Source organism: Phyllobacterium bourgognense (assembly GCF_003337575.1).
Taxonomy (GTDB): domain Bacteria; phylum Pseudomonadota; class Alphaproteobacteria; order Rhizobiales; family Rhizobiaceae; genus Phyllobacterium; species Phyllobacterium bourgognense.
In genome coordinates this window covers 51,366-76,194 of the sequence record NZ_QPJM01000012.1, presented here as the reverse complement: position 1 = coordinate 76,194, position 24,829 = coordinate 51,366, and the positions used below count along the sequence as shown (strand labels likewise).

At 57.0% G+C, this 24,829-nt stretch carries 21 protein-coding genes; 4 read left to right on the top strand and 17 right to left on the bottom strand.

Annotated features, from left to right (window positions below; translation table 11 throughout):
- Window positions 1-31 precede the first annotated feature (31 nt).
- Both C7476_RS19135 and C7476_RS19130 read right to left on the bottom strand, forming a co-directional pair.
- The gene (locus C7476_RS19135) at window positions 32-649 is read right to left on the bottom strand and encodes a ribonuclease D (RefSeq protein WP_114431472.1); all 618 of its coding nucleotides are present in this window, start codon (window positions 647-649) and stop codon (window positions 32-34) included.
- Between the two features lie 55 nt (window positions 650-704).
- Window positions 705-2,105: a M20/M25/M40 family metallo-hydrolase gene (locus C7476_RS19130; RefSeq protein ID WP_114431471.1), complete on the bottom strand. Its 1,401-nt coding sequence runs from the start codon at window positions 2,103-2,105 to the stop codon at window positions 705-707.
- Window positions 2,106-2,731: 626 nt separating this feature from the next.
- Between C7476_RS19130 and polA the strand changes: the two genes are divergently transcribed.
- Window positions 2,732-5,683 (top strand): DNA polymerase I, encoded by a 2,952-nt coding sequence (gene polA, locus C7476_RS19120; protein WP_114431469.1) that lies wholly within the window; start codon window positions 2,732-2,734, stop codon window positions 5,681-5,683.
- 196 nt (window positions 5,684-5,879) lie between these two features.
- Here polA and C7476_RS19115 read toward each other — a convergent pair whose 3' ends face one another.
- The 10 genes from C7476_RS19115 to C7476_RS19070 all read right to left on the bottom strand — a co-directional run bounded on the left by C7476_RS19115 (window position 5,880) and on the right by C7476_RS19070 (window position 16,079).
- On the bottom strand, window positions 5,880-7,463 hold the full coding sequence (locus C7476_RS19115; protein WP_114431468.1) for an FGGY-family carbohydrate kinase: 1,584 nt from the start codon (window positions 7,461-7,463) through the stop codon (window positions 5,880-5,882).
- Window positions 7,463-8,149 (bottom strand): HAD family hydrolase, encoded by a 687-nt coding sequence (locus C7476_RS19110; RefSeq protein ID WP_114431467.1) that lies wholly within the window; start codon window positions 8,147-8,149, stop codon window positions 7,463-7,465. The genes C7476_RS19115 and C7476_RS19110 overlap by 1 nt, the downstream gene beginning before the upstream one ends.
- The gene (locus C7476_RS19105; protein ID WP_114431466.1) at window positions 8,146-9,624 is read right to left on the bottom strand and encodes a mannitol dehydrogenase family protein; all 1,479 of its coding nucleotides are present in this window, start codon (window positions 9,622-9,624) and stop codon (window positions 8,146-8,148) included. Before C7476_RS19105 ends, C7476_RS19110 begins: the two co-directional genes overlap by 4 nt.
- 56 nt (window positions 9,625-9,680) lie before the next feature.
- A complete protein-coding gene (locus tag C7476_RS19100; RefSeq protein WP_114431465.1) occupies window positions 9,681-10,457 on the bottom strand; it encodes an L-iditol 2-dehydrogenase in 777 nt (258 codons plus the stop codon).
- 12 nt (window positions 10,458-10,469) lie between these two features.
- Window positions 10,470-11,474, bottom strand: coding sequence for an ABC transporter ATP-binding protein (locus C7476_RS19095; protein ID WP_114431464.1), 1,005 nt, complete (start codon window positions 11,472-11,474; stop codon window positions 10,470-10,472).
- 12 nt (window positions 11,475-11,486) lie between these two features.
- Complete coding sequence (locus tag C7476_RS19090) at window positions 11,487-12,317, bottom strand: carbohydrate ABC transporter permease (RefSeq protein WP_114431463.1); 831 nt, start codon at window positions 12,315-12,317, stop codon at window positions 11,487-11,489.
- A 4-nt stretch (window positions 12,318-12,321) separates the two neighbouring features.
- A complete protein-coding gene (locus C7476_RS19085) occupies window positions 12,322-13,194 on the bottom strand; it encodes a carbohydrate ABC transporter permease (protein WP_114431462.1) in 873 nt (290 codons plus the stop codon).
- A 106-nt stretch (window positions 13,195-13,300) separates the two neighbouring features.
- The gene (locus C7476_RS19080; RefSeq protein WP_114431461.1) at window positions 13,301-14,611 is read right to left on the bottom strand and encodes an ABC transporter substrate-binding protein; all 1,311 of its coding nucleotides are present in this window, start codon (window positions 14,609-14,611) and stop codon (window positions 13,301-13,303) included.
- Window positions 14,612-14,781: 170 nt separating this feature from the next.
- Window positions 14,782-15,735 carry a sugar-binding transcriptional regulator gene (locus C7476_RS19075; protein WP_114431460.1) on the bottom strand — a complete coding sequence of 318 codons (954 nt, stop codon included), beginning with the start codon at window positions 15,733-15,735 and terminating at the stop codon, window positions 14,782-14,784.
- On the bottom strand, window positions 15,732-16,079 hold the full coding sequence (locus tag C7476_RS19070) for an Rdx family protein (RefSeq protein ID WP_114431459.1): 348 nt from the start codon (window positions 16,077-16,079) through the stop codon (window positions 15,732-15,734). The genes C7476_RS19075 and C7476_RS19070 overlap by 4 nt, the downstream gene beginning before the upstream one ends.
- A 584-nt stretch (window positions 16,080-16,663) precedes the next feature.
- Here C7476_RS19070 and C7476_RS19065 point away from each other — a divergent pair.
- The gene (locus C7476_RS19065) at window positions 16,664-17,140 is read left to right on the top strand and encodes a hypothetical protein (RefSeq protein ID WP_114431458.1); all 477 of its coding nucleotides are present in this window, start codon (window positions 16,664-16,666) and stop codon (window positions 17,138-17,140) included.
- Window positions 17,141-17,260: 120 nt separating this feature from the next.
- Here C7476_RS19065 and C7476_RS19060 read toward each other — a convergent pair whose 3' ends face one another.
- The 3 genes from C7476_RS19060 to C7476_RS19050 all read right to left on the bottom strand — a co-directional run bounded on the left by C7476_RS19060 (window position 17,261) and on the right by C7476_RS19050 (window position 20,706).
- The gene (locus C7476_RS19060) at window positions 17,261-18,904 is read right to left on the bottom strand and encodes a hypothetical protein (RefSeq protein ID WP_114431457.1); all 1,644 of its coding nucleotides are present in this window, start codon (window positions 18,902-18,904) and stop codon (window positions 17,261-17,263) included.
- A gap of 14 nt (window positions 18,905-18,918) precedes the next feature.
- The gene (locus C7476_RS19055) at window positions 18,919-19,962 is read right to left on the bottom strand and encodes an alpha/beta hydrolase family protein (RefSeq protein WP_114431456.1); all 1,044 of its coding nucleotides are present in this window, start codon (window positions 19,960-19,962) and stop codon (window positions 18,919-18,921) included.
- 183 nt (window positions 19,963-20,145) lie between these two features.
- A complete protein-coding gene (locus C7476_RS19050; RefSeq protein WP_114431455.1) occupies window positions 20,146-20,706 on the bottom strand; it encodes a DUF2239 family protein in 561 nt (186 codons plus the stop codon).
- A gap of 144 nt (window positions 20,707-20,850) precedes the next feature.
- Here C7476_RS19050 and lepA point away from each other — a divergent pair, with 144 nt between their 5' ends.
- Both lepA and C7476_RS19040 read left to right on the top strand, forming a co-directional pair.
- Window positions 20,851-22,659, top strand: coding sequence for a translation elongation factor 4 (gene lepA / locus C7476_RS19045; protein WP_114431544.1), 1,809 nt, complete (start codon window positions 20,851-20,853; stop codon window positions 22,657-22,659).
- Between the two features lie 37 nt (window positions 22,660-22,696).
- Window positions 22,697-22,897, top strand: coding sequence for a hypothetical protein (locus tag C7476_RS19040; RefSeq protein ID WP_114431454.1), 201 nt, complete (start codon window positions 22,697-22,699; stop codon window positions 22,895-22,897).
- Here C7476_RS19040 and C7476_RS19035 read toward each other — a convergent pair.
- The gene (locus C7476_RS19035) at window positions 22,891-23,880 is read right to left on the bottom strand and encodes an anti-phage phospholipase (protein ID WP_181872517.1); all 990 of its coding nucleotides are present in this window, start codon (window positions 23,878-23,880) and stop codon (window positions 22,891-22,893) included. The two genes, C7476_RS19040 and C7476_RS19035, sit on opposite strands and share 7 nt — an antisense overlap.
- On the bottom strand, window positions 23,859-24,749 hold the full coding sequence (locus tag C7476_RS19030; protein ID WP_114431452.1) for a nucleotidyltransferase domain-containing protein: 891 nt from the start codon (window positions 24,747-24,749) through the stop codon (window positions 23,859-23,861). Before C7476_RS19030 ends, C7476_RS19035 begins: the two co-directional genes overlap by 22 nt.
- Window positions 24,750-24,829 lie beyond the last annotated feature (80 nt).

Below are 24,829 nucleotides of genomic sequence, written 5' to 3'. Positions count from 1 at the left end.
TGACGGCCTGCAAAATGGTGTAAATCATAGACTAGCTATGCGCAAAGATATCCTGCTCGTCCCATCCCATCAGATCAAGCCTGGAGCGGGTTGGCAGGAACTCGAAGCAAGCGGCCGCTTCCTCCGAACGCCCGTCACGAATAAGCCGTTGCTGCAGGATCGTGCGCAAACGGTGCAGATAGAGTACGTCTGAAGCAGCATATTCAAGCTGCGCCTGCGACAGATCGGGCGCGCCCCAATCCGATGATTGCTGCTGCTTGGAGAGATTGACTTCCAAAAGCTCGCTGCAGATATCCTTCAGACCATGGCGGTCGGTGTATGTACGCACCAGACGCGAGGCGATCTTCGTGCAGAACACCGGCGTCGGCATGACCCCAAAAGCGTGGAAAAGTACCGCGAGGTCAAACCGTCCGAAATGAAAGATCTTGGTGATGGCGTCATCGCCAAGCAATTTGACGAGATTTGGCGCCGCAGTCTGACCCTTGTCGATCTGGATCACATCCGCCGAACCATCGCCCGGAGATATCTGCACCACGCAGAGCCGGTCGCGATGCGGATTGAGCCCGAGCGTTTCGGTGTCGATGGCAACGGCATCGACCTGATAGTTCGTGAGGTCGGGCAGATCATTGCGGTGAAAGCGGATGGTCATTGTCGTTTCCTGTCACTTCTATTTTTGTCCGCGAACTTCCGAACGGAAAACCGTTTCACACTTTTCCTGGAGTTGCCAAAGCGTCGAGAATGCGCGCCCAGGAGCGCTGACCCTTGTGGAACGAGGTCAGTTCGTATTTTTCATTGGGCGAGTGGATGCGGTCATCCTCCAGCCCGAAGCCGACGAGCAGCGATTCCATGCCGAGCATACGCTGGAAATCCCCGACGATCGGGATCGATCCGCCCATGGCGATCAAAACGGCAGGCTTCGGCCACTCGTCGCTCAAGGCGTTCTTCGCCTTGCTGAGCAGCGGCGATTCATAGGAAAGCTGGATTGCAGGCGATGCGCCGTGCTCATGGAACTCGACCGAGCAATCAGCAGGGACGCGTTCGCGTACGAAAGCACGGAACGCTTCGCGGATTTTCGCCGGATTCTGCTTGTGCACAAGCCGGAACGACACTTTGGCAGAGGCTTCGGCCGCGATCACAGTCTTGAACCCCTGCCCCGTATAACCGCCGGTGATGCCATTGAATTCGGCTGTCGGGCGCGCCCAGATCAGTTCGAGGAGCGATCGGCCCTTCTCTCCGGACGGTATCGAAAGGCCGACTGGCCCCAGGAAATTCTCCGGCGTGGCATCGAGTCCCTTCCACATCTGCAGAATCTGCGTCGGCGTTTCCTCAACGCCGTCATAGAAGCCTGGAATGGTCACCGCGCCATTCTCGTCGTGAATATCCGCGAGAATCTTGGTGAGGATGCGGATGGGGTTGGCGGCAGCGCCACCAAACATGCCGGAATGAAGATCGCGATCGGCAGCCTTGATGACGATTTCTTCGCCGACAAGACCACGCAGACCAACCGAGATCGCCGGTGTCTCTCCGTCCCACATGCCTGTATCGCAGACGAGAGCAAAATCCGCCTTCAATTCGTCCCGGTGAGCGTCGAGAAATGGCTTCAGCGATGGCGAGCCTGATTCCTCTTCGCCCTCAAAGAGAATGGAAATCTTGACCGGCAACTTGCCATGCACTTCCTTATAGGCGCGGCAAGCTTCAACGAACGTCATCAGCTGGCCCTTGTCATCGGATGTGCCGCGGCCCGTCAGGATCTTGCGGCCATTACCGACATCCTTGATCGCCGGTTCGAAAGGATCGTGATCCCACAGATTGAGCGGATCGACCGGCTGCACGTCGTAATGACCATAGAACAATACATGGGGAGCGTCGGCGCCTGGACCTTCATGATGGCCAACGACCATGGGATGGCCCGGCGTGTCGCGGACACTCGCTTCAAACCCGATCGATTTCAGATCAGCAGCCAGCCATTCGGCCGCGCGGCGGCACTCGGATTTGAAGGCGGGATCTGTCGAGATGGACTTGATTTTCAGGAGATCGAATAGTCGCTCCAGACTTTTATCCAAATTATTATCGAGCGTATTCAACACAGGTTCGAGAGCTGACATGCTATTTCCTGAAAGGCTGGAATTGGTGAAGGGAGTTCTTCTTAGCGCATTTTGCCGGGAGGAGCACAAAAAAGTACCAATATGCCGAGCAAGTTTTGTTCAGCCACAATAAAATTGCTGCATGAAACACCATGCGTGGTTCGACAAGCTCACCATGAGGGGGATTGGCGGGCTGCACGATAATCACCGCCATTGCAGAACCTGGCTCCTTGCAACCCACTACTTCCCTCATGGTGAGCTCGTCGAACCACGTACAATGGACAGGCAGCTCTTTTTGCCATTGGCTTACGACAACGCCACAAAAGAAATGGCCGCCGTGGCGGGGGGACCACAGGCGACCAGATCACTACACTCACTTTGCGGTCAACCCTGGAGAGGGGGATGAGGCTGGCCGCAAGTCCGGTGTTAGGCGGGGGACGAGCCTTATAAACCGGACATCGATCTAACGTCGACAGTTAAGGATTTGGGGGGTAAACCGTGGCAATTCAAGGGCACAAGAGATTACATATTGGTAACAAAGGTGTGATGCGCAAATGTCAGGATGATTACGTTTCCAAGGTTAGTTTCGGCGAAACCGAAAGACACCGCATTCCCTTTTTCCCGATCATCATTTAATCGTAGGCGCCATGAAAAAAGGTGATCATCTCTTCCTCGTCGACGGTTCCGGTTATATCTTCAGAGCCTATCACGCACTACCTCCCCTGACCCGCAAATCCGACGGTTTGCCGGTTGGCGCTGTGTCAGGTTTCTGCAACATGCTGTGGAAGCTGCTGCGCGAAGCGCGCGACACATCCGTCCGCGATACGCCCACACACTTTGCCGTGATCTTCGATTATTCTGCGCATACGTTCCGCAAGGAAATCTATCCGGACTACAAGGCAAACCGCTCGGCGCCGCCGGAAGACCTCATTCCGCAGTTCGGCCTGATCCGCCAGGCAACCAAGGCTTTCAACCTGCCCTGCATCGAAAAGGACGGCTATGAGGCGGACGATCTGATCGCCACCTATGCCCGCCAGGCCGAAGCGGCAGGCGCTGAGGTCACCATCATTTCTTCCGACAAGGATCTGATGCAGCTCGTCACGCCGATGGTGACGATGTACGACAGCATGAAGGACAAGCAGATCCGCATCCCCGACGTCATAGAGAAATGGGGCGTGCCGCCCGAGAAAATGATCGACCTGCAGGCGATGACCGGCGACTCAACCGATAATGTGCCGGGAATTCCGGGCATCGGACCAAAGACGGCAGCGCAGTTGCTGGAGGAATTCGGCGATCTCGATACTCTGCTTGCACGGGCCGGCGAGATCAAGCAGCAAAAGCGTCGTGAGAATATTATCCAATATGCGGAACAGGCTCGCATCTCGCGCCAGTTGGTGACTTTGAAGACAGATACGCCAGTCGACGTCGGAATAGAGGATTTTAGCCTGGAACCTCAAAACGGCCCCAAGCTCGTCGCTTTTCTCAAGGCTATGGAGTTCAATGCGCTGACGCGGCGCGCGGCAGAGGCAACGGGCGTCGAAGCCAGCGAGATCGAACCGGCAAACGTGCTCATCCAGGCTGTTGCAGAGGCGCATGGACCGGACCTTGATATCGCATCCGAAGCTGATCTGCCCAACCCGCCGAAACCGGTTGGATCGGTAACGACCAGCGCCAAACCGGCTTTTGGCAATGTAGAGGGAACGCCGGCGGGTCTGGTGAAAGCCCGCACCGACCAGGCACTTGCGGCCAAGATCGATCGCAGTTCCTATGCGACGATTCGGGATGTTGCTGCATTGCAGGTCTGGATTGATGAAGCAATGGCATCCGGTGTCATCGCCTTCGACACGGAAACCACCTCCGCGGACCCTATGCAGACCGAAGTCGTCGGTCTGTCGCTCGCGACGAGGCCGGGACGTGCCGCCTATATCCCGATCAATCACATTTCCGGCGACGGCGATCTCCTCGGCGGCGGGCTGGTCGAGCACCAGATACCCGAGCGTGAAGTGTTTCGCATGCTGAAGCCGCTTCTCGAGGATGCATCGGTTCTCAAGATAGCGCATAGCATGAAATATGAGTGGCTGGTCATGCACCGCTACGGTATCGATCTTCATCCACTCGACGATACGATGCTTATTTCCTATGTGCTCGATGCCGGCGAAGGCAGTCACAGCATGGACAGCCTTTGCGATCGCTGGCTGGGTCACAAGCCGCTCGCCCACAAGGAGTTGATCGGCTCGGGCAAGTCCTCGGTTACGTTCGACAAGGTTTCCATCGAGCGGGCAACGGAATATGCGGCGGAAGATGCCGATGTCACCTTGCAGCTCTGGCGTTTGCTCAAGCCTCGTCTTGTCGCTGACGGCCTGATGTCGGTGTATGAGAGGCTGGAGCGGCCGCTTATTCCTGTGCTCGCGCGCATGGAAGAGCGCGGCATTTCCGTCGACCGGCAGATACTTTCGCGCCTGTCGGGTGATCTCGCCCAATCCGCCGCAGCGATCGAAGAAGAGATTTACCGGCTTGCCGGTGAGAAGATCAATATCGGCTCGCCAAAACAGATGGGCGATATCCTGTTTGGCAAGATGGGCCTGCCGGGCGGTTCCAAGACGAAGACCGGCCAGTGGTCCACTTCGGCCCAACTCCTTGAAGATCTTGCTGCGGAGGGACACGAGTTGCCGCGCAAGATTGTCGATTGGCGCCAGCTGACGAAGCTCAAATCGACCTATACGGATGCGCTGCCCGGCTATATCAACCCCCGGACCAAGCGCGTGCATACCTCCTACGCCATGGCGGCGACCTCTACAGGCCGCCTGTCATCATCCGAGCCGAATTTGCAAAACATTCCGGTGCGCACGAGCGAGGGCCGCAAGATCCGCACCGCCTTTATTGCCGAGCCGGGCAACAAGTTGATTTCCGCCGATTACAGCCAGATCGAATTGCGGGTGCTGGCGCATGTCGCCGAAATTCCGCAACTGACGCAAGCTTTTGCCGATGGCATCGACATTCACGCCATGACTGCTTCCGAAATGTTCGGCGTTCCGGTGAAGGATATGCCTTCGGAGGTTCGGCGCCGCGCCAAGGCGATCAACTTCGGCATTATCTACGGCATTTCGGCATTCGGTCTCGCCAATCAGCTGTCCATTCCGCGCGAGGAGGCCGGCCAATATATCCGCACCTATTTCGATCGTTTTCCGGGGATCAAGGACTACATGGAAGCGACGAAAGCGTTTGCCCGCCAGCATGGCTATGTCGAGACGATCTTCGGCCGGCGCGCACACTATCCGGAGATACGTTCGTCCAACCCGACACACAGGGCGTTCAACGAGCGTGCCGCGATAAATGCGCCGATCCAGGGCTCAGCGGCCGATATCATTCGTCGGGCGATGGTGCGCATGGAACCTGCCTTGAACGAAGCCAAGCTCTCGGCGCGCATGCTCTTGCAGGTGCATGACGAATTGATCTTCGAGACTGCCGACGAGGAGGTCGAGGCGACTATTCCGGTCATTCGTCATGTCATGGAAAATGCCGCCATGCCCGCGGTATCTCTGTCAGTGCCGCTGCACGTCGATGCGCGAGCGGCGCATAATTGGGATGAGGCGCACTAATCCATGCGCTGCATGATTATTGTGCGTGGTTCGACGGGGCTCACCATGAGGGAGGTGGGTTGTCTGCACTGAGGATACCAAGAATTGCAACAAATGCGATTATCCTTGCGAAACTACTACCTCCCTCATGGTGAGCCCCATCCTGAGCTTGTCGAAGGGCGAACCACGCACAATCGCAATGAACCTTCCTCAATAATTACTGCAGCGAATCCAGCACTTTGCGCTGGGCATGCATCTCAAGGAAAATGCGGTAATCCCTGTCGAGGCGAGCCCGAGCCGCCGGGTCAGGTTGGCGCGGCCGGCCGCCCTGTTTCATGGCAATGCAGGCGGAAGGCAAGTCGGGATAGAGGCCGGCCGCCGTCGCAGCGACCATGGCCGTGCCGAGCAGTACGGCATCTTCGGCTGCCGACGTAATGACAGTGCAGCCGGTAGCATCCGCATAAAGCTCCATCAGGAGCGGACTTTTGGTGTGACCGCCTGTTACATGCATCGTATCGATGGCATAGCCCTTGTCATTGAGTGCATCGAGAATGTGCCGGACACCCAGCGCAATCCCGACGCAGGTGCGCCAGTAAAGGCGGCAGAGGCTGTCGAATGATGCATCCAGTGTGAGACCGCTGATCACACCCACCGCGTGCGGATCAGCGAGCGGCGAGCGGTTGCCATGGAAATCCGGAAGAACGTGCAGGCGGCTGGCAAGGTCTGGCCCGTCCCTCTCGCGTAGTTCCATGATCCGTTCGGTGATTTTCCTGTGCACGGCAGCGTTCGGATCACCGACTGCTCCATGCCAGCGGGTGATATGGTCCAGCAATGCCCCGGTCACGGACTGCCCGCCTTCGCTGAGCCAGCAATCCGGCAGAGCAACGCCATAATACGGCCCCCAGCCGCCGCTGAATGAGATCGGCTCCTGCGACAGCGCCATAAGGCAGCTCGATGTACCAGCGATCAGCGCAAGGTGGCGATCGATTTGCGACAGATCGCCGGCAAAGCCGCCAAGTACGCCGAGCGCGCCGGCGTAGGCATCGATCAACCCTGCTCCGACGTGGCAGGAAGTGGTCAATCCGAGAGCCTTAGCAGCTTCAGGCGTCAGCCGCCCGACATCCGTCCCCACGGGACTGGCACGCTCGGGCAGATTGCCGCGCAGGGCCAGATCGTCGAGGCCGATGGTTTCAAGATAATCCGGCTGCCAGCCTTCCAGCTCATGTGCAAGGTAAGTCCATTTGCAGGTCAGCGTGCATTGCGAACGAGCCAGCGAACCCGATGCTTTCCAGCTCAGATAGTCGGCAAGGTCGAAGAAATAGCCGGCTTTGTTCCATGTCTCCGGCAGATGGCGCTTCAGCCACATCAGCTTCGGCGTCTGCATTTCCGGCGACATGACGCCGCCGAGATAACTCAGCACTTTGTGGCCGGTCGCCGTGCATTCATCCGCTTCATCCAGCGCGCGGTGATCGAGCCAGACGATTGTATCCCAGCGTTTGTCGCCGGATGTCGAGACAGTCAGCGGACTGCCTTCTCCATCTCGAACGACGAGGGAACAGGTGGCGTCAAAACTAATGCCAACGACATGAGAGGGATCGACCTTGGAGGCGGCGACGGCGCCTTGTACGGCGATACAGACGGATCGCCATATGTCTTCCGAATCATGCTCTGCATGACCGGCAAGCGGCTGGTTCATCAGGATTGGATGTTCGACGCGACCCAGGAGTTTTCCACTGGCATCGAGAATGCCCGCACGCGCGCTACCTGTCCCGACATCTACAGCACAGAGATATTCCGGCATCAACGAACTTTCGGTGTGGCCTGCGTGAGCAAGCCCGGCAACTCCAACATGTCGCTGAATATACGGTCTGGCTTGCGGGACGCAAGTGCAGCCTCGAGCCGTCCGCCGCGCGAATGCGTACCGCCTGTGAAAGCAAAGACCCGCATGCCGGCACTCTTGGCCGCTTCGATTCCGGCCGGGCTATCCTCAATCACGAGGCAGTCCTTCGGTTCGACCCTCATCGTTTTCGCAGCCAACAGAAAAAGATCCGGTGCGGGTTTGCCATGTTTGACCATCGTGGCGCTAAAAATATGCGGATCCAGAAGATCGAGCAATCCCGTCAATTTCAAGGACAGGCGAATGCGATCGGGCTGGCTTGATGATGCCACGCAGCGCGGCACATCAAGTTTGCGCAGAGTCTCGGCGATACCAGGTATTGGCTTCAGATCGAGTTCGAAGCGAGCGAAGAGATTGGCCCGCATCTCGTCGAGATCCGCCTCGCTTGCAGCAAAACCGTACTCTTCATGCAGGACCTTGCTGATCGTCGTCATACTGCGCCCGAGGAAGCGATCATAGGCGTCATCCTCCGACATATGGGTGCCGTTCTTGGCGATCATGTCGAGCAGGACAGCAATGGAAATCGGTTCGCTGTCAACGAGAACACCGTCGCAGTCGAATATGACAAGATCGGGTTTCGCTGTCGTCAAAGCTTGTCATCCAGATAGAGCCTGAGGGTCTCTCGAGCCCCCTTGTCCCAGAGTGTCCGCAGGATCCGCGAGAACGATTCGGCGAAAATCGGCGATGTGCCGACCTCTCCGAAAATATCGGTCATTGCGAGGAATGCTTTCGGATCGTACTTGGCTTTCAAGGCTTCAACTTTCAAGCGTTCAGCGCTGGCATCAAGATAGTTCGTTGGCTTGCCTGTATCGGTCGTCCCTGCGCAGAAGCGGCACCAAAGCGCCGAAACCAGCGACAGGCCGGTGACGCTCTTGCCAGCTTTCAGCCGGTCGGCAGTCGTCGGCAGAATAAACTTCGGCTGGCGATTGGAGCCGTCCTGACAGAGGCGCTGGATCGTATCGCCGATCTTCGGATTGGAGAAACGCCGTATGATGAGGTCGAAATAGTCCTCGAACGGCATATCGGGTACGGGCGGCAGGACCGGAATGATCTCCTCCCGCTCAAGTTTGGTCAAAAATTCGCGAATCAATGGTTCTTCCATGGCCTCGTGGACAAAATGAATATCCATCAAAGCTGCGGGATAGGCAATCGCCGCGTGACCACCATTGAGGATGCGGATTTTCATCAGCTCATAAGGTGCGACGTCCTTGACGAAGGTAACGCCAACTTTTTCAAGCGCCGGCCGCCCCGTAGGGAAATGATCTTCCAGCACCCATTGCTTGAATGGCTCGCAGAAAACCGGCCAATTATCATCTATGCCGAAATCCGTCGCCAGGAGATTGCGCTCGCGATCGGTGGTCGCAGGCGTGATACGATCGACCATGCTGTTGGGGAACGCAACGTTATGCCTGATCCATTCGGCCAGATTCGCATCGACTAGTGCGGCCAATCCACTGACGGCATCGCTGGTTACATGGCCATTGCCTGGAATATTATCGCAGGACATGACCGTGAACGGCGCGGTGCCTTCGTTGCGGCGGCGAATGAGGCCCGCGAGGATCAGGCCAAACACTGTTTTCGGATTTGCGATGTCGGCTGCATCGGCCACGATTGCAGGATGCTGCGGATTGAAAACACCCGAAGCCGGATCGATGAAATAGCCGCCCTCGGTGATGGTCATCGAAACGATGCGGATTTCGGGATCCGCAAGTCGGGCGATGGTGTTGGCGCTGTCGCCGGGCTGCAGATAATCAATCATCGACGACGTGACATGGGCAACCCGGTGTCCGCTGTCCTGTTCGACGACCGTGGTCAGCCAATCCTGCTCCTTGAGCTTCTGCCGCATGACCTCATCGGAGGCAAGCACACCTGCACCGACAAGCCCCCATTCATGATCTGTCCCCGCGTTGAACAGCGCATCGAGATAGACCGCCTGATGTGCACGGTGGAAATTGCCGATGCCGAAGTGAATGATCCCGGCCTTCAAGTCGGACTGGCTATAGCCGGGAACCCCAACATTCTCCGGCAGGTTCTGCAGCGCCGCTTTCGAGAGTTTTACAGTCATCGGGCCTAACCCTTCTATTCTTATAGTTGCATGCGCCGTTCAGCGCTGCGGAAACGTCAGCTCATCCAGTTGCCGCCGTCGACATTGTAGGTCTGCGCGACGATGTAATCGCTCTCGCTGCTTGCGAGGAAAATCGCCATGCCAGTCAGATCTTCGGCGGTGCCCATCCGGCCGTAGGGCACGGCCTCACCGACGAGGCGCTTCTTCTCGCCGCGCGGCCTGTTCTCATACTTGGCAAAGAGGGCATCGACGCCTTCCCAGTGCTCGCCATCGACCACGCCGGGAGCAATCGCGTTCACATTGATGCCGTGTTCTATGAGGTTCAGGCCGGCGGACTGGGTCAGGCTGATCACCGCAGCCTTGGTAGCGCAGTAAATCGCCACAAGTGGCTCACCGCGACGCCCTGCCTGACTTGCCATATTGATGATCTTGCCGCCCTTGCCGCGTGCGATCATGGCTTTGGCGACAGCTTGCAAGGTGAACAGCGTGCCGGAGAAATTGACCGCGAACAGCTTCTCGTAGCTTTCGCGGGTGATTTCGACGATCGGTGCCAGATCGAACAAAGCGGCATTGTTGATCAGCACGTCAATGCCGCCAAACTTGTCGACGGTTTCCTTCACGGCGGCATCAATCGAGGCTTGATCTGTAACATCAAGGCGGACGGCATGCGCCTGTCTGCCAAGTTCCCTGGCGGTCTCCTGCGCACGTTCCAGATTGATGTCGGCGATCACCACATGCGCGGCACCTTCACGTATATAGGCCTCGGCGAACGAACGCCCGATGCCCCGTGCCGAGCCTGTGATAAATGCCGTCTTGCCTGCCAGTCTGTTCATTTCAGTTTCTCATCAATTTGGAATTGCCTGGCCGTTCGCATCAAAGCGATGCAGGCGCGCGGGCTCTGGTGTCAGGTAGACCTGCTGGCCGAAATCGGTACTGAAATCGCCATCGGTCCGCACGGTGATCTTGCCTACCCCATCGACCTGTACGTGGATGAAAGTGTCGGAGCCGAGGTGTTCCGTCACTCCCACAGTGCCCTTCCAGGCGCCCTCGGTCTTCGAGATACGGACATGTTCCGGTCGCACGCCGAGTGTGACCGCGTTTTGCTTGGCGGCTTCCTGTCCTTCGATCAGATTCATGCGCGGCGAGCCGATGAACCCGGCAACGAAAACGTTCCTCGGGCTACGGTAAAGGTCGAGTGGCGATCCGACCTGCTCGATACGTCCGGCATTCAAGACGACGATCTTGTCGGCCATCGTCATCGCCTCCACCTGATCGTGGGTGACATAAATCATCGTCGTTTTCAGCTGGTGATGCAGATCGCTTATCTCCAGCCGCATGTTGCCGCGAAGTGCAGCATCAAGGTTGGATAGTGGCTCGTCGAAGAGAAACGCCTTGGGTTGGCGCACGATTGCACGGCCGATTGCGACGCGCTGGCGCTGGCCGCCGGATAGTTGTCCGGGCCGACGATCGAGATAATTGGTGAGATTTAGGATATTCGCCGCGTCCTTGACCTTCTTGTCGATTGCAGCCTTGTCCTGACCATCCATCTTCAGGGGAAACGCGATGTTGCCGTAGACGCTCATATGCGGATAAAGCGCGTAGGACTGGAATACCATCGAGAGGCCGCGCTTTGCGGGCGCCTCGCTCGACATGTCCTTGCCATCGATGACGATGCGGCCACCGCTCAAATCTTCGAGTCCCGCGATCATCCGCAACAGAGTGGACTTGCCGCAGCCGGAAGGACCGACGAAGACAACGAATTCACCATCAACGACTTCAAGGTCGATTTCCGGAATCACCGCTGTGGTTCCAAATGACTTCGATACTTTTTCGAGTGTAATGCTTCCCATAATATTTCCCCCTTATTTCACGGCGCCGAAGGTCAGACCGCGTACCAGCTGCTTTTGCGAGAACCATCCCATGACCAGGATCGGTGCAATTGCCATGGTGGATGCGGCCGACAATTTGGCCCAGAAAAGGCCCTCGGGACTGGAATAGGACGCAATGAAGGCGGTGAGCGGGGCAGCGTTTGCGGCTGTCAGGTTCAGCGTCCAGAACGCCTCGTTCCATGCAAGAATGATATTGAGCAGCATGGTCGACGCGATCCCAGGCACCGCCATCGGCGTCAACACATAGACGATCTCCTTCATCAGCGATGCGCCGTCCATGCGCGCCGCTTCGAGGATTTCACCCGGAATCTCCTTGAAGTAGGTGTAGAGCATCCACACGATGATCGGCAGATTGATCAGGGTCAGGACTGCTACGAGGCCAAGACGCGTGTCCAGAAGCCCCCAATCGCGGAAGATCAAGTATAGCGGAACGAGAACGCCGACCGGCGGCATCATCTTGGTGGACAGCATCCACATCAAGACGTCCTTGGTGCGCTTTGTTGGTGAGAACGCCATGGCCCATGCCGCGGGAATGGCGAGAGCCAGACCTATCAGTGTCGAGCCGACCGAGATGACCACGGAATTGGTGACGTGTTTCATATAGTCGGACCGGCTTTGCACCTCATGGTAGTTTTCCAGGGTCCAATCGAAGAACAGGAACTGCGGAGGCGTTGCAACCGCCGTTCCTTCCGTCTTGAAGCTGGTCAGGAACGTCCACAGGATCGGAAAGAAGATCAGCAGACCGATAGCCCAACCGAGGATGGTGAATGTCAGCTTCCGCTGTGTTGTGACTGAGCGGGCCATGATTCTACCTCTCGAGGTTCTTGCCGATGAGGCGAATGAGGAAGAAGGCGACGATATTGGCTAGGATCACCGCGACAATACCGCCAGCCGAAGCGCCGCCGACGTCGAACTGCAGGAGCGCCTGCGCGTAAATCAGATAGGTGATATTCGTCGTTTGAAGGCCCGGTCCGCCATTGGTCGTCACCAGAATCTCTGCAAAGACGCTGAGCAGGAAGATGGTCTGGATGAGGATAACCACGGTGATGGCGCGCGACATATGCGGCAGCACCAGGTAGAAAAACCGCGAGAGCGCCCCTGCACCGTCCATCTCGGCGGCTTCGATCTGCTCGCCATCAAGCGACTGCAAAGCGGTCAGCAGGATCAGCGTGGCGAAAGGCAGCCATTGCCAGGCGACGATGAGAATGATCGAAAACAGCGGGAGCTGGGCGAACCAGTCGATGGGCTGGAACCCGAACGAGCGGGCGATCCACGCGAACAGGCCGTTGACCGGATGCATCAGCATATTCTTCCAGACGAGCGCCGAAACAGTCGGCATGACGAAGAATGGCGCGATGACCAGAAGCCGGACGATACCCTGACCCCAGAATGGCTGGTCCAGCACGATCGCCAACAAGATACCGCCAATAACCGTGATCAGCAGGGTGCCGCCGACCAGCATGAGCGTGTTGCCGAGCGCAGTGAAGAAAGCCGGGTCAGTGAGAAAGTACTGATAATTGAGAAAGCCGATAAATTCCTCGGTTCCCGGCATTAGCAAATTGTAGCGCAGGAACGAAAAATACAGCGTCATGACAAGCGGCACGATCATCCACAAAAACAGGAGGATGACGGCGGGCGACATCATGAGACGGGCGGTTGCACGTGTCTGAAGCGTAGCCATGGTCAGGTTCCAATACAGCGATCATCAAAAGCGAGAATGCAAACAAGAGGGCCCGGGCGGCCCCTGACATTCGCGTCATGAAGCCGTCCGGATGTCTAAGGGGATTCTACTTGATGTAGCCGCCCTTGGTCATCTCGCGAGTCGTGAGCGCTTGCGCACTCTGCAAGGCTTGATCAACCTTCATGGAGCCGGCAAGCGCCGCCGAAAACTGCTGACCCACAGCTGTGCCGATACCCTGGAACTCGGGAATGGCGACAAACTGGCCACCCGTATAAGGCACCGGCTTGACAGTCGGCTTGGTGGTATTCGCGGCATTCATTGCATCGAGTGTGATCTTGGCGAAGGGAGCGGCCTTCTCATATTCAGGATTGGCGTAAAGCGACTTGCGCGTGCCCGGAGGAACGTTGGCCCAGCCTTCCTTGCTTGCGACAAGCTCCGTATAGGCCTTGTCGGTCGCCCAGGAGACGAACTTCTGTGCGGCTTCCGCCTTCTTTGTGCCTGCAGGAATGCCGAGGTTCCAAGCCCACAGCCAGTTACCATGGTTTTCGACGCCGCCCGTCGGGAACAGCGCATAGCCCACCTTGTCGGCAACCTTGGAGTCCTTCGGGTTGGTCACGAAGGACGCAGCCACGGTCGCATCGATCCAGATGCCGCATTTGCCGGTCTGGAACAGCGCGAGATTTTCATTGAAGCCGTTGGACGAGGCTCCGGGAGGGCCGGCTTCCTTCATCAGGTCGACGTAGAAGGTCAGCGCCTTCTTCCATTCAGGCTGGTCGAACTGCGGGGTCCACTTTTCATCGAACCAGCGTCCGCCAAACGAATTCGACATAGCGGTCAGGAGCGCCATGTTCTCGCCCCAGCCGGCTTTGCCACGCAGGCAGATGCCGTAAGTCTCTGTCGACTTGTCCGTCATCTTCTTCGCCGCGTCGGCGATCTCGTCCCAGGTCGGCTTTTCCGAAATCTTGACACCGGCCTTTTCGGCCAGGTCCGTGCGGTACATGACCATTGCGCTTTCGCCGTAGAACGGCGAGGCATAAAGCTTGCCGTCAAGGGAGACGGCCGCGTCGATAGCCGGCAAAAGGTCGGACTTGTCATAATCAGCGCCAAGACCGTCGAGCGGCAGGAGCCAGCCCTGCTTGGCCCAGATCGGCACTTCGTAAGTGCCGATGGTCATGACGTCGTACTGGCCGCCTTTGGTGGCGATGTCGGTGGTGACGCGCTGACGCAATACGTTTTCTTCGAGCGTCACCCACTCGAGCTTGATGTCCGGATTCTTCTTGGTGAAATCTTCGGTCAATTTCTGCATGCGGACCATGTCGCCATTGTTGACCGTGGCGATGGTCAGCGTTTCCGCATGCGCGAAACTCGACATGGCGAGTACCGACGCCGCGCCGAGCAGAAGCGTTCTTGATAACATCTCATTCCTCCCGAATGTTATGAGCAATTGCTTGTGGTATGGGCAAATACTCACACAACGGCAAAACAAGTCAAGAGCAATTCGTCGCTGCACTGCAATAATGAGAAGGATTTTTGCCTATTAACGCAATTCCGGACGGAAAAACGGTTCCCACTTTTCCTGGAAGTGCTTTAGCCCGCGAGCAAGGTTTCCGCCGTCGCCTCGTCGGTGATCAAGCCGTTGATAAGGCTGCCTTTCAGCGCCGCTTCGATGCCCGGCAGCTTTTTCGGCCCCTTGGCGATTGCGATGACCATGGCGGTGTCGCGCGAAGGAATTTGCGCGCTGGCGACGCGATCATTGGTCAGGCCCTTGAGCGGCACGCCGTTGCGGTCGAAGGCGCGACCGACGATTTCGCAGACCCCGCCAGCCTGCCTGAGCGCCAGAAGTTCCTCGCGCGAGATGAAGCCATCGATGAAGAGCGGCGCATCCTCCGACAAGTCCCCGATGCCGACAAAGGCCACAGTAGCCTGCGCCGACAATTCCAGCACCGGGCGGATCATTGCCTGGCTGTGCAGGAGCTCGCGCTCCTCGGGCGAAGAGGCGATGACCGGCAGCGGCATCGGGAAACTGCGCGCCTTGATCTTGTCGGCGATATTGAAAATAACGTTGTAGAAAGCCGCCGAACCATCCGGCGCGATATTGCCGGTCAGCGACACCACCTTGTGCTGCGGACATTCGATCGGCGACAGCAGCTCGATTGCCGCTTTCAGCGTGCGGCCCGTGCCGATGCCGAGAACGATCGGCGTTTCCGATTTCAGCCAGCGCGTCATCTCGGCCGCCGCCGCATCGGCAACGCCGAGCGTCGTCGAGGTCGAACCCGGATCGGTCGGCACCACTTCCGCCATCTTCAGGCCGAAGCGCCGCTTCAACTGCTCGGCAAGATCGAGGCAACGGGCAATCGGGTGGTCGAGCCGCACCTTGACCAGCCCTTCCGACACGGCGAGCGACACCATGCGCTGCGCCGACTGGCGCGAAATGCCAAGCTTGGCGGCAATCTCATCCTGCGTGTTGCCGGCCACATAGTAGAGCCAGCCAGCGCGTGCCGCATCATCGAGCCTGGTCGTGGTAACCTCCGGCTTACTCATGGAGTCTTTGCCCCGTCCTTAAGCGCCTCGCTTTGCTCGTTGCTGGCGGGGACCCCGGTGGCCTTATGCCCGTCCGAGTGGCCGAGATCGCGTTCGGGCCAGACGATATCGCGCACCTTTTGCTTCAGGACCTTCGCCTCGGGAAAGCCGCCATCGCGCTTGCGCTCCCAGATCAGATCGCCGTTCACATGGATCTCAAAGATGCCGCCGGTGCCGGGGATAAGCGCCACCTCGCCAAGATCGGCGCCAAAGGTGGACAGCAGTTCCTGCCCCATCCAGGCGGCGCGCAGCATCCAGCTGCATTGGGTGCAATAAGTGATGGTGATGCGCGGTTTTGTTGTCATGTCCTTTTAGATATCACGTTCCCATCGCATTGGAAGCTGCCGTCGTCGGTATAGGTGACAGATGACAGACTTGCCCCGGTTTACCCGCCGCATGATCTGGATGTCCCCATGAAGAAGATGCGGGAGTCTTTCTCGGGAACGCAAGGGGGAAACGCGCTGCCGGGATAGTTTCGCAATTCGGACTCGCGTTCCTTGCAGCAGCGGTGCCTCTGGCAGGTGTTGCGATGACATGTCCTGTGGTGCCGACAATCGTTGTCCCACTTTGTCCGAGGGCAAGCAGCAGGCTGCTTCGTGGCTGCCGATTTGTCGGATGGCATTGCTGCTGTGCGTGGTTCGACAAGCTCACCATGAGGGAAGTAGAGTGTTGCCACGACAATCGCCGACATTGCAGAATTTCGCTCCCAGCAGCCCACCCCACATCCCTCATGGTGAGCTCGTCGAACCACGCACAGCAGCAATGCCATCCGGCAAATGAACCCACCCAAAAATCCTATACTTCCTGACATGCTCCTGACAGTAGGTTGTCAGGAGCCATGCGCTATCACTATCCACGAAACGGGATGAAATAACGGGAGGACGGCATCATGGACGGAGCGATCGACACCCTTGGCAGCGCGGCCGATTTTGACTTTTTCATCGGCGACTGGAACATCCGCAATCTCCGTCTAAAGGAACGTTTTGCCGGCTGCGATGATTGGGAGATCTTCCCCGCCACGTCGAGCGTGCGCAAGATTCTCGAAGGCACGGGGAATTTCGAAGAGATGCACATGCCCTCGCAGGGCTTTACCGGGATGACGCTGCGCCTGTTCAACCCGCGCGATGGATCATGGGCGCTGCATTGGGCCGATAGCCGCGCGAATGTGCTGTTTCCGCCGGTGATCGGCCATTTCGACAATGGCAAGGGGGTTTTTTACGGCGAGGATACGGATAACGGCGTGCCGGTGCGCGTGCGCTTCCTTTGGACCCCCGCGCCCGAAGCACCGCTCTGGGCGCAGGCATTTTCCAGGGATGGCGGCGAAACCTGGGAAACCAACTGGGTGATGGAGTTTACGCGAGCGTAGCGTAAACATCGCCCGGGCGCGGGTCGACGCTTCGGATCAATACGGCACAGGTATAGCGTATTGCATGATCTGGCGCTGCTTACGCACGTCGCCCAAGAGTGAGCAGCGTGGCGCGATACTTCAATGATTGAGAATCAGTTGCTTGTCCTCAGGCTTGCCAGAGGCGGACTTGGGCGGCCCTCCATTTCCGTTAAGCGCAATACCGGCGCCCGACCCGCTGACTATGCCAGCCTGCTCCAGTGCAATCTCCGCCAGCCGCTCCGCACGTCCGAAGTTCTGCAACTCGATATCGGTGATCGCCACCTTGCCGCTTTCCTTTGGGAAAGCGAGCTTCAGTTTGTCGAGGTGGGCAAGATCTATCCCCTCAAAGGCTTGCAGCGGAATAGCAACCATGTTCAAGAGCATTTTCACTTCGCCGTTGGCGTAGGGCGCGTCGGCCGTATGATCCAGCAACGGAATATCCCTGGCAGGATCAGGTTCAGGTGGGGCGACCAAAGTAACCGCAGGCGGGCTTTCGAAAGGAGCTTGTTGGCCAATCAGATCAACCATAGTCGAGTTTGCTTTGGCGGGATCAGGCAGGCCAATTGAAGCATTGGCGACCGGTACTGTTTTGACTGGATAGGTCTTACGTCTCGGCGCATTATAGAGTGCATTGGTGAAATTGCTCGCCGTCACGGTGGCCGATTTGCCGGCGGTGTCGGTGAGTGTCACCAATACTTCCTGACCCATCGGGCGCACCACCGCTATGCGGAAGGTGAGTGAATCGTAGTCTTTGGCGGAAAGGTCTTTCAAATCGCTAATGATTGCCCGCTCTGCTTGGACAGGCTGCTTTCCAGCTTCTTCCTTTGGCTTTGACCAGGCCAGTTCAACATGATCGGCAATAGACAGGAGCCCTTTGCCTCCCCAGCCAGAATACTCAAAGCCGGAGAGCCGCTTCAGTGTGCAATTGCCGCCAACATCTGCAACTGAGGGCAAAATACATTTTGCCTTCTCATCGAACCCGGAAAAACTTACTGCGCCGCCAATAAGATTGAGCCGCAAGCTGTCAGCCCACTCGAAGTTTTGGATGCGAAGTCGATCATTGGCCGCTCTCTGTACCGTCAGTACTATTCTTTCGTCGCAGGGTCCCTTGCCGGATGGGCAGGTCTCATTGGGCAATTGCGCCGCTCCGCTCCACCAGGATTGGAATTTTTTCTCATCGCCGACGTGATAGCGCATGAAGGAGTTTATGACGAAGAGGCCGGTGCGTCGTTGATCCTCCCGACTTAGACGAATGTTATCCTTCTGTTTGACGTCACGGTTGCAGTGTTGGGGTCCACGCCAGGTTTTCGCTTCAGTGTTGAACGTAAAGTCCTCGTTCGTCCAAATCGTGTTATAGTCATTGTGGTTTGCGCCATTCACCATGACCTGGTATCGCGGTGCTACGTCGCCCGTGCGACCGAAACGGTTGCGATCGTAGGTGGAAGCGCCCTGAAGATTGGCCATATCACCATCGCAGGATGGAAGTAATACGGCGAGGGGAACATTACTCAGACCACTATTGCCACCAAAATCCGTGGGTCCCACGAGGAAGGCTCCTTTGAACGTATAGTAGGCAGCGTCATTGCCGTTGGTATTCTCACTGCCAGCAGCATAGAATATATTGTACTTGCTGATGGCTGCCTGAAATGTTGCATTGTCAATACCGATTGGTTTGGTTCCCGAAGCAGGTATGATCGCATTGATGAGATCGGGATAGGGGATTTTCAGGCCGGAGGGATCCATCACCGTCTCGACGATTATTTTCGCAGTGGCGTCGTCGACTCCGGCGCCGCCGAAATGAGTGATCGAAGTGTTGCGTCTGAGCTGCTGGAAAAGATCTTGCGCAATGCTTCGAGCGGGGTGGGTAAATGCTTCAGGCGTTCTTTCAGCTCGCCTTCCGTAACGCCACGCCGGGTTTCGTTGAAAAGGATTGCGTTCACAATTCCCTGCCCGCCGCGCGAATGGCCCATGAGTCCTATTCGAGCGAAATCAAGACTACCTCTTAACGGATCGAGCTTTCCCCGATTGCCCCCGAGGTCCACCTGACCAAATCCATCAATCTGGCGCAAACGGTCCAGCATTCCCAATACCAGCTGCGCACGGGATAGGCCGGAGGCATTATCAAAGCGAGTGGAATTGATGACGTTCGCGTCGATTGAGGCCACGACGTAGCCGTGCTCAGCAAGGTCGCGGGCAAGATAGTCGTAGCCTTTGTAGCTGGGATCGCTCCAACTATGCATCCCATGCAAGAAAATGATGATCGGAAAACGCTCGGTGGCCGTTGAAGCGTTGAGTGGACTTTCAGGATAAAATAGCCTGCCTTTGACGGGCGTAACAAGGGCTCTGCCATCAGTAAAGGCGATCGAATCAGCAGTGTTCATCGTAACGAGATTGCCGAGGTCATATTCGAGGGGCGGCGATGAGTGGTAGATAGCGCCACCAGTAGTATCCGGCGCTACCTCGATGAAACGTTTAGCGGGTTCCACATATGTCTTCACCTCGCCTTGTGTGATTATGGTTTGCTCCCACGGGGACGGGTTAGAAATCACCGGTTTTGGCTCGGTGTCCGGAACGGCCGTGACAACGCCAACCACCGGCTCGTTCGGCACCTTGGTGTCGTCGACGACATCGCCTTCATCCAAATCCGTCTCACCAACAAATGTTCCTTCGGGCGTGTTCTGATTGGCAACGGGCGGTGTCGCTGGGGCCACGCCACTGTCATTGTTACAGCCCATCAAAAGCGCAAGCAGCGCACTGAACAGGCACGCGCGGGTCGATTCCCGCGTCTTCCATTTGTTCATTGGAAACTCCTGATCTGGCAGATGCCCGCCGCAGCGAATGATCCGCGTTGAAACACACAAAATATCGATGGCAGGGCCGCTTGAAATGGACGCGGCCCCGTCGGCTAACAAAACTTGGAATGCAACAAGCGTGCCAGATTCTGACGTTCTAGACGAAGGTATGAGGCTTGCCGAGCGCTCGGGTCAGTCCTCCCAGCCAAATGCCGGCTCGCTCAAACCGCGCACATGGTCGCGCACGTCTTCGGGCCAGCCTTCAGTCAAATCCGTGAAGCGCTGAACGTTGCCCGCATAGAGCGCCCGCGCCGCTTCTTCGTAGTGCGGCTGGTTGCCGGCCATCGCCATCATGAAGCTGTCGGCAGCAGCTTGCGCCTGCCGCTTCCTTTCGCGCCCGCCATTTTCGTTACGTGCCGCATCGACCAGCTTGCGCAACGTAACGGAAGCGCCGCCCGGCTGGCTGCTCAGCCAGTCCCACTGCCGCGGCAGCAGCGTTACCTCACGTGCCGTAACGCCGAGCCTCGGCCGCCCCGGCTTGCGCGGTTCGCTCGTATCCAGCCGCGCGGCGACCTCCGCATCGCTGCCGCGCAGGTCGAATTCCACCTGTTTCCCAGTGGCATCGTCGAAAACGAGGATCGCCTCGCCAGTATCGCCCGCGCGCTTCAGCGCCAGCGCCACCTCTACCCGCGTTCCGCTCGCGATCTTCCGCATGCCCTGAAAGGCCGTGCATGTCTGTTCTGTCGTTTCCATGATCCTGCTCACCTGTTGGATGGCAGGCTTTTACCCGGGTAAAACACCCTCGTCAATATACCCGGGTAAAATTATTCTCCGCTATTCTGTCACCGCCCGCACGCTACCCTTCCAAATCCGCCCGAAATGCTCTATGTGGCGCGCATGAGCACTCCACTAGATCACATTCGTAATTTCTCCATCGTCGCCCATATCGACCATGGCAAATCCACCCTTGCCGACCGGCTGATCCAATCGACGGGCGGGCTGGAGCTGCGCGACATGAAGGAGCAGGTGCTCGACTCGATGGATATCGAGCGCGAGCGCGGCATTACCATCAAGGCGCAGACCGTCCGGCTGAACTACAAGGCCAACAATGGCGAGACCTATGTCCTCAACCTGATCGACACGCCCGGCCACGTCGATTTCGCCTATGAGGTATCGCGGTCGCTGTCCGCCTGCGAAGGTTCCTTGCTCGTCGTCGATGCCTCGCAGGGCGTCGAGGCGCAGACGCTTGCCAATGTCTATCAGGCCATCGACAACAACCACGAGATCGTCGTGGTCTTGAACAAGGTCGATCTTCCCGCTGCCGAGCCCGAGCGTATCCGCGAGCAGGTCGAGGAGGTCATCGGCATCGATGCGAGCCAGGCCGTGCTCATCTCCGCCAAGACCGGCCTCGGTATTCCGGATGTGCTGGAAGCCATCGTCAACCAGCTGCCGCCGCCGCGCGAGGGTGACAGCACCAAGCCGCTGAAGGCCATGCTGGTCGATAGCTGGTACGATGCCTATCTCGGCGTCATCGTGCTTGTGCGCATCATCGATGGCGTCCTGAAAAAGGGCCAGACCATTCGCATGATGGGCACCGGCGCCAAATATCCGGTCGAGCGCACCGGCGTGTTCACGCCGAAGATGCTCGCCGTCGATGAGCTTGGCCCCGGCGAGTTCGGCTTCATCACCGCCTCGATCAAGGAAGTCGCCGACACCCGCGTCGGCGATACCATCACCGAGGACAAGCGCCCGACCGCGTCGATCCTGCCCGGTTTCAAGCCGGCGCAACCTGTGGTCTTCTGCGGCCTCTTCCCCGTCGATGCGGCTGATTTCGAGGATTTGCGCGCCGCCATGGGCCGCCTGCGCCTCAACGATGCGTCGTTCTCGTTCGAGATGGAAAGCTCCGCCGCGCTCGGTTTCGGCTTCCGTTGCGGCTTCCTCGGGCTGCTGCACCTCGAGATCATCCAGGAGCGGCTGGAGCGCGAGTTCAACCTCGATCTCATCGCCACCGCGCCGAGCGTCGTCTACAAGCTCAACATGACCGACGGCACGCAGCGCGAATTGCACAATCCCGCCGACATGCCGGAGGTGATGAAGATCGCCTCCATCGAGGAACCGTGGATCCGCGCGACGATCCTCACTCCCGATGATTATCTCGGCTCGATCCTCAAGCTGTGCCAGGACCGCCGCGGCATCCAGATCGATCTCAACTATGTCGGCAAGCGCGCCATGGTCACCTACGACCTGCCGCTCAACGAGGTGGTGTTCGATTTCTACGACCGGCTGAAGTCGATCAGCCAGGGCTATGCCTCTTTCGATTATCATCTGTCGGATTATCGCGAAGGCAATCTCGTCAAGATGTCGGTGCTGGTGAATGGCGAACCCGTCGACGCATTGTCGATGATGGTGCACCGCGCCGCCGCCGAAAAGCGCGGCCGCGACCTTTGCGAAAAGCTGAAGGACCTGATCCCCAAGCACATGTTCAAGATCCCGATCCAGGCGGCAATCGGCGGCACGGTGATCGCGCGCGAAACCATCTCCGCCCTGCGCAAGGACGTGACGGCCAAGTGCTATGGCGGCGACGTCTCGCGCAAGCGCAAGCTTCTGGAAAAGCAGAAGGAAGGCAAGAAGCGCATGCGGCAGTTCGGCAAGGTCGAAATCCCTCAGGAAGCGTTCATCCAGGCGCTGAAGATGGGCGATAGTTGAGGGCTCCGGCCCTCAATTCCCCGTCTTGATGAGCCCTATGCGCCCAGCCACTCTCTCGCTTCTCGCTCTGATCCTGTGCAGCGCGGCGTTTGCCGGCTGCAGCACGACCGCGCCGCGCACCCCGCCTGTACCCGCGCCCATCGCGCAAGGCGACGACCAGCCCGAAACGCTTGACCCCGGCATCAAACCGCTGACTGTGGAGCAGGAAGAGCAGTTCGGGGATAGCATCCATCAATGAGCGTCGAGCAAGATCTCAATCGCAGATTGCTGTCGACCGAACGAAGTTCGCCCCAATTGGTACATCCGCTGCAGTTTTTCTCGGTCATGTTCCAACAGATTTGTCGCAAATCCATTGTCAATATAAGAATCATTTATCCGAACATATTTGAGATTCTCAAAAATAAACCGCACTAAAATCTCTGTTGACATTGCACTCGCGTCTAGAGTCTTCTCCAAAATATCTACTGGAAAATTCTTCTTTAGAAAATTGAGTTTTTTCCGTTCGAACCAGCTCATTTTCGGGTCGGCTTGAACGTACTGGCCAACCCCAATACTTAATATGTGCAAATGTTCAACGGGAACTTTCAATGCACCAACTGCATCCGTAATTGCATATAGGGTCGGATTATTGGCAACGAAACCCCCGTCGATCAAAGCGGTGGGTCCTTGATTTTCAAGAAGAACGTCACGTTTGAGAAAAAAGGGAAGCGCCGCCGTTGATGCTAGTACCGCCTCAGAAATTGTGCATCCGAAACCCGGCTTAAACGACTTCTGCATACTAAAGGCTTGAGCGGCATGGCTCTTAAATATCGTTGGCCGGCTAAAATGATAATTTGTTGAGACGATGCCAACTTTTGTTCGGAAGCTGTCAAATTTGCGCTCTCCAAATATACGTTCCGAATGTTTTTGTAGGGAAAGCGTTCGCTCTGACGCCGTATTACTCCTCATAACGCATGGGATGATTTCGAAATACAAGCGAGTTATCTCGTCCGCAGTCTCTCCTAAGGCGACTAGTGCAGCGATTATGGCTCCCGTGCTGGTCCCGTAAATTAAGTCGAAAGAGTTTGCCAAGGGCCCGTTGGAGAGGTGGGCTTCCAGTTCATTTAATACTCCCACAGTATAAATGCCTTTAGACCCGCCACCATCAAGAGTCAGGATTCTAAAGGGCTTGCCGTGCGGCTTCACTTTGGGCTGCCCTGTCATTGGTGCGCGTACGCCCACGCGCTTTCCAGATATTGCCGTAGCTGCAAACGGGTCCATGAATTTTGTGCCGCAAAAAGTCGCTTTCTCGCGTTAACCTCTAGCAGTGCAAAGGTCTCGTCGTCTGTTCCTGTTTTTGAATAGGACCAATTCATGACGTTCTCGAAATCGGAGACGTAGGTGGTGTTTCCATAATTGTCATCTGGAGCATTCCAGCAAAGACTTTCGATAAGAAACGATTTTATCGGCTCTGCGACTGTTAGGCCTTCAGCCTCCATCTTATTACGAAGAGATTTTTGTATCCTAACTTGACGTTTAAACCGGCGGTTTGTTCGATCATGTTTTGCCACACCATTGCTATACTGCTGTGATGGAAAATTTGTAACTAAATTTCCATCGTCAGAGAAAAGGACCGTTCCTTCTGAGTAGTCTCGCGCGAAAGGAGGAGCAGAATAGTCCCTGTACTCGAATGTCGCCACGACATCAGCGTCAATCAATCTCGTCTTATCATGCACGTCGATTGCTTTGTTACCTCTCTGAACGGCCGACCGACCAAATCTATCGATAAGCGCTTCTTCAACTTCGCTCTTATATTGCGTGTAGGTGTAAGTGGCTGGTTCGAACGAATAATCGGTAGCGGTTCGGGCTGTCGGTAAGTTGTAGTGAAATGTGTCACGACAGAGGCAACAAATGTCGACGTCGCTGTCTCGCTTAACATTTACACGGTTGGCGTAGCTTCCTTGGGGAAATACCTCGATCTTCCGGTGTGCAAGTTTTGGGGATGCATTAATCGCATCGGATATTTCACGTACAATTCTTTGGGACCGGTCCTGTTCAGCTTGGCTCGGCGCCTGCGACCACGTGTTAAATTGATCTTCCCAATTATTCATAATGAATCACCCCTTACCGAAGTGAATTCTCAACCAAGGTCAAAAAATAACAACCAAGAGTTTCATTTCATGCACAGTAT

What these genes read in the sequence shown, in the direction of transcription:
- C7476_RS19105 (WP_114431466.1), bottom strand. Translation starts at nt 9,624, where the DNA reads ATGACTGTAAAACTCTCGAAAGCGGCGCTGCAGAACCTGCCGGAGAAT.
- C7476_RS19060 (WP_114431457.1), bottom strand. Translation starts at nt 18,904, where the DNA reads ATGGATCCCTCCGGCCTGAAAATCCCCTATCCCGATCTCATCAATGCG.
- C7476_RS19095 (WP_114431464.1), bottom strand. Translation starts at nt 11,474, where the DNA reads ATGGGAAGCATTACACTCGAAAAAGTATCGAAGTCATTTGGAACCACA.
- C7476_RS19050 (WP_114431455.1), bottom strand. Translation starts at nt 20,706, where the DNA reads ATGGAAACGACAGAACAGACATGCACGGCCTTTCAGGGCATGCGGAAG.
- C7476_RS19130 (WP_114431471.1), bottom strand. Translation starts at nt 2,105, where the DNA reads ATGTCAGCTCTCGAACCTGTGTTGAATACGCTCGATAATAATTTGGAT.
- C7476_RS19085 (WP_114431462.1), bottom strand. Translation starts at nt 13,194, where the DNA reads ATGGCTACGCTTCAGACACGTGCAACCGCCCGTCTCATGATGTCGCCC.
- C7476_RS19065 (WP_114431458.1), top strand. Translation starts at nt 16,664, where the DNA reads ATGGACGGAGCGATCGACACCCTTGGCAGCGCGGCCGATTTTGACTTT.
- C7476_RS19040 (WP_114431454.1), top strand. Translation starts at nt 22,697, where the DNA reads ATGCGCCCAGCCACTCTCTCGCTTCTCGCTCTGATCCTGTGCAGCGCG.
- C7476_RS19055 (WP_114431456.1), bottom strand. Translation starts at nt 19,962, where the DNA reads ATGAACAAATGGAAGACGCGGGAATCGACCCGCGCGTGCCTGTTCAGT.
- polA (WP_114431469.1), top strand. Translation starts at nt 2,732, where the DNA reads ATGAAAAAAGGTGATCATCTCTTCCTCGTCGACGGTTCCGGTTATATC.
- C7476_RS19115 (WP_114431468.1), bottom strand. Translation starts at nt 7,463, where the DNA reads ATGCCGGAATATCTCTGTGCTGTAGATGTCGGGACAGGTAGCGCGCGT.
- lepA (WP_114431544.1), top strand. Translation starts at nt 20,851, where the DNA reads ATGAGCACTCCACTAGATCACATTCGTAATTTCTCCATCGTCGCCCAT.
- C7476_RS19090 (WP_114431463.1), bottom strand. Translation starts at nt 12,317, where the DNA reads ATGGCCCGCTCAGTCACAACACAGCGGAAGCTGACATTCACCATCCTC.
- C7476_RS19080 (WP_114431461.1), bottom strand. Translation starts at nt 14,611, where the DNA reads ATGTTATCAAGAACGCTTCTGCTCGGCGCGGCGTCGGTACTCGCCATG.
- C7476_RS19075 (WP_114431460.1), bottom strand. Translation starts at nt 15,735, where the DNA reads ATGAGTAAGCCGGAGGTTACCACGACCAGGCTCGATGATGCGGCACGC.
- C7476_RS19100 (WP_114431465.1), bottom strand. Translation starts at nt 10,457, where the DNA reads ATGAACAGACTGGCAGGCAAGACGGCATTTATCACAGGCTCGGCACGG.
- C7476_RS19070 (WP_114431459.1), bottom strand. Translation starts at nt 16,079, where the DNA reads ATGACAACAAAACCGCGCATCACCATCACTTATTGCACCCAATGCAGC.
- C7476_RS19030 (WP_114431452.1), bottom strand. Translation starts at nt 24,749, where the DNA reads ATGAATAATTGGGAAGATCAATTTAACACGTGGTCGCAGGCGCCGAGC.
- C7476_RS19135 (WP_114431472.1), bottom strand. Translation starts at nt 649, where the DNA reads ATGACCATCCGCTTTCACCGCAATGATCTGCCCGACCTCACGAACTAT.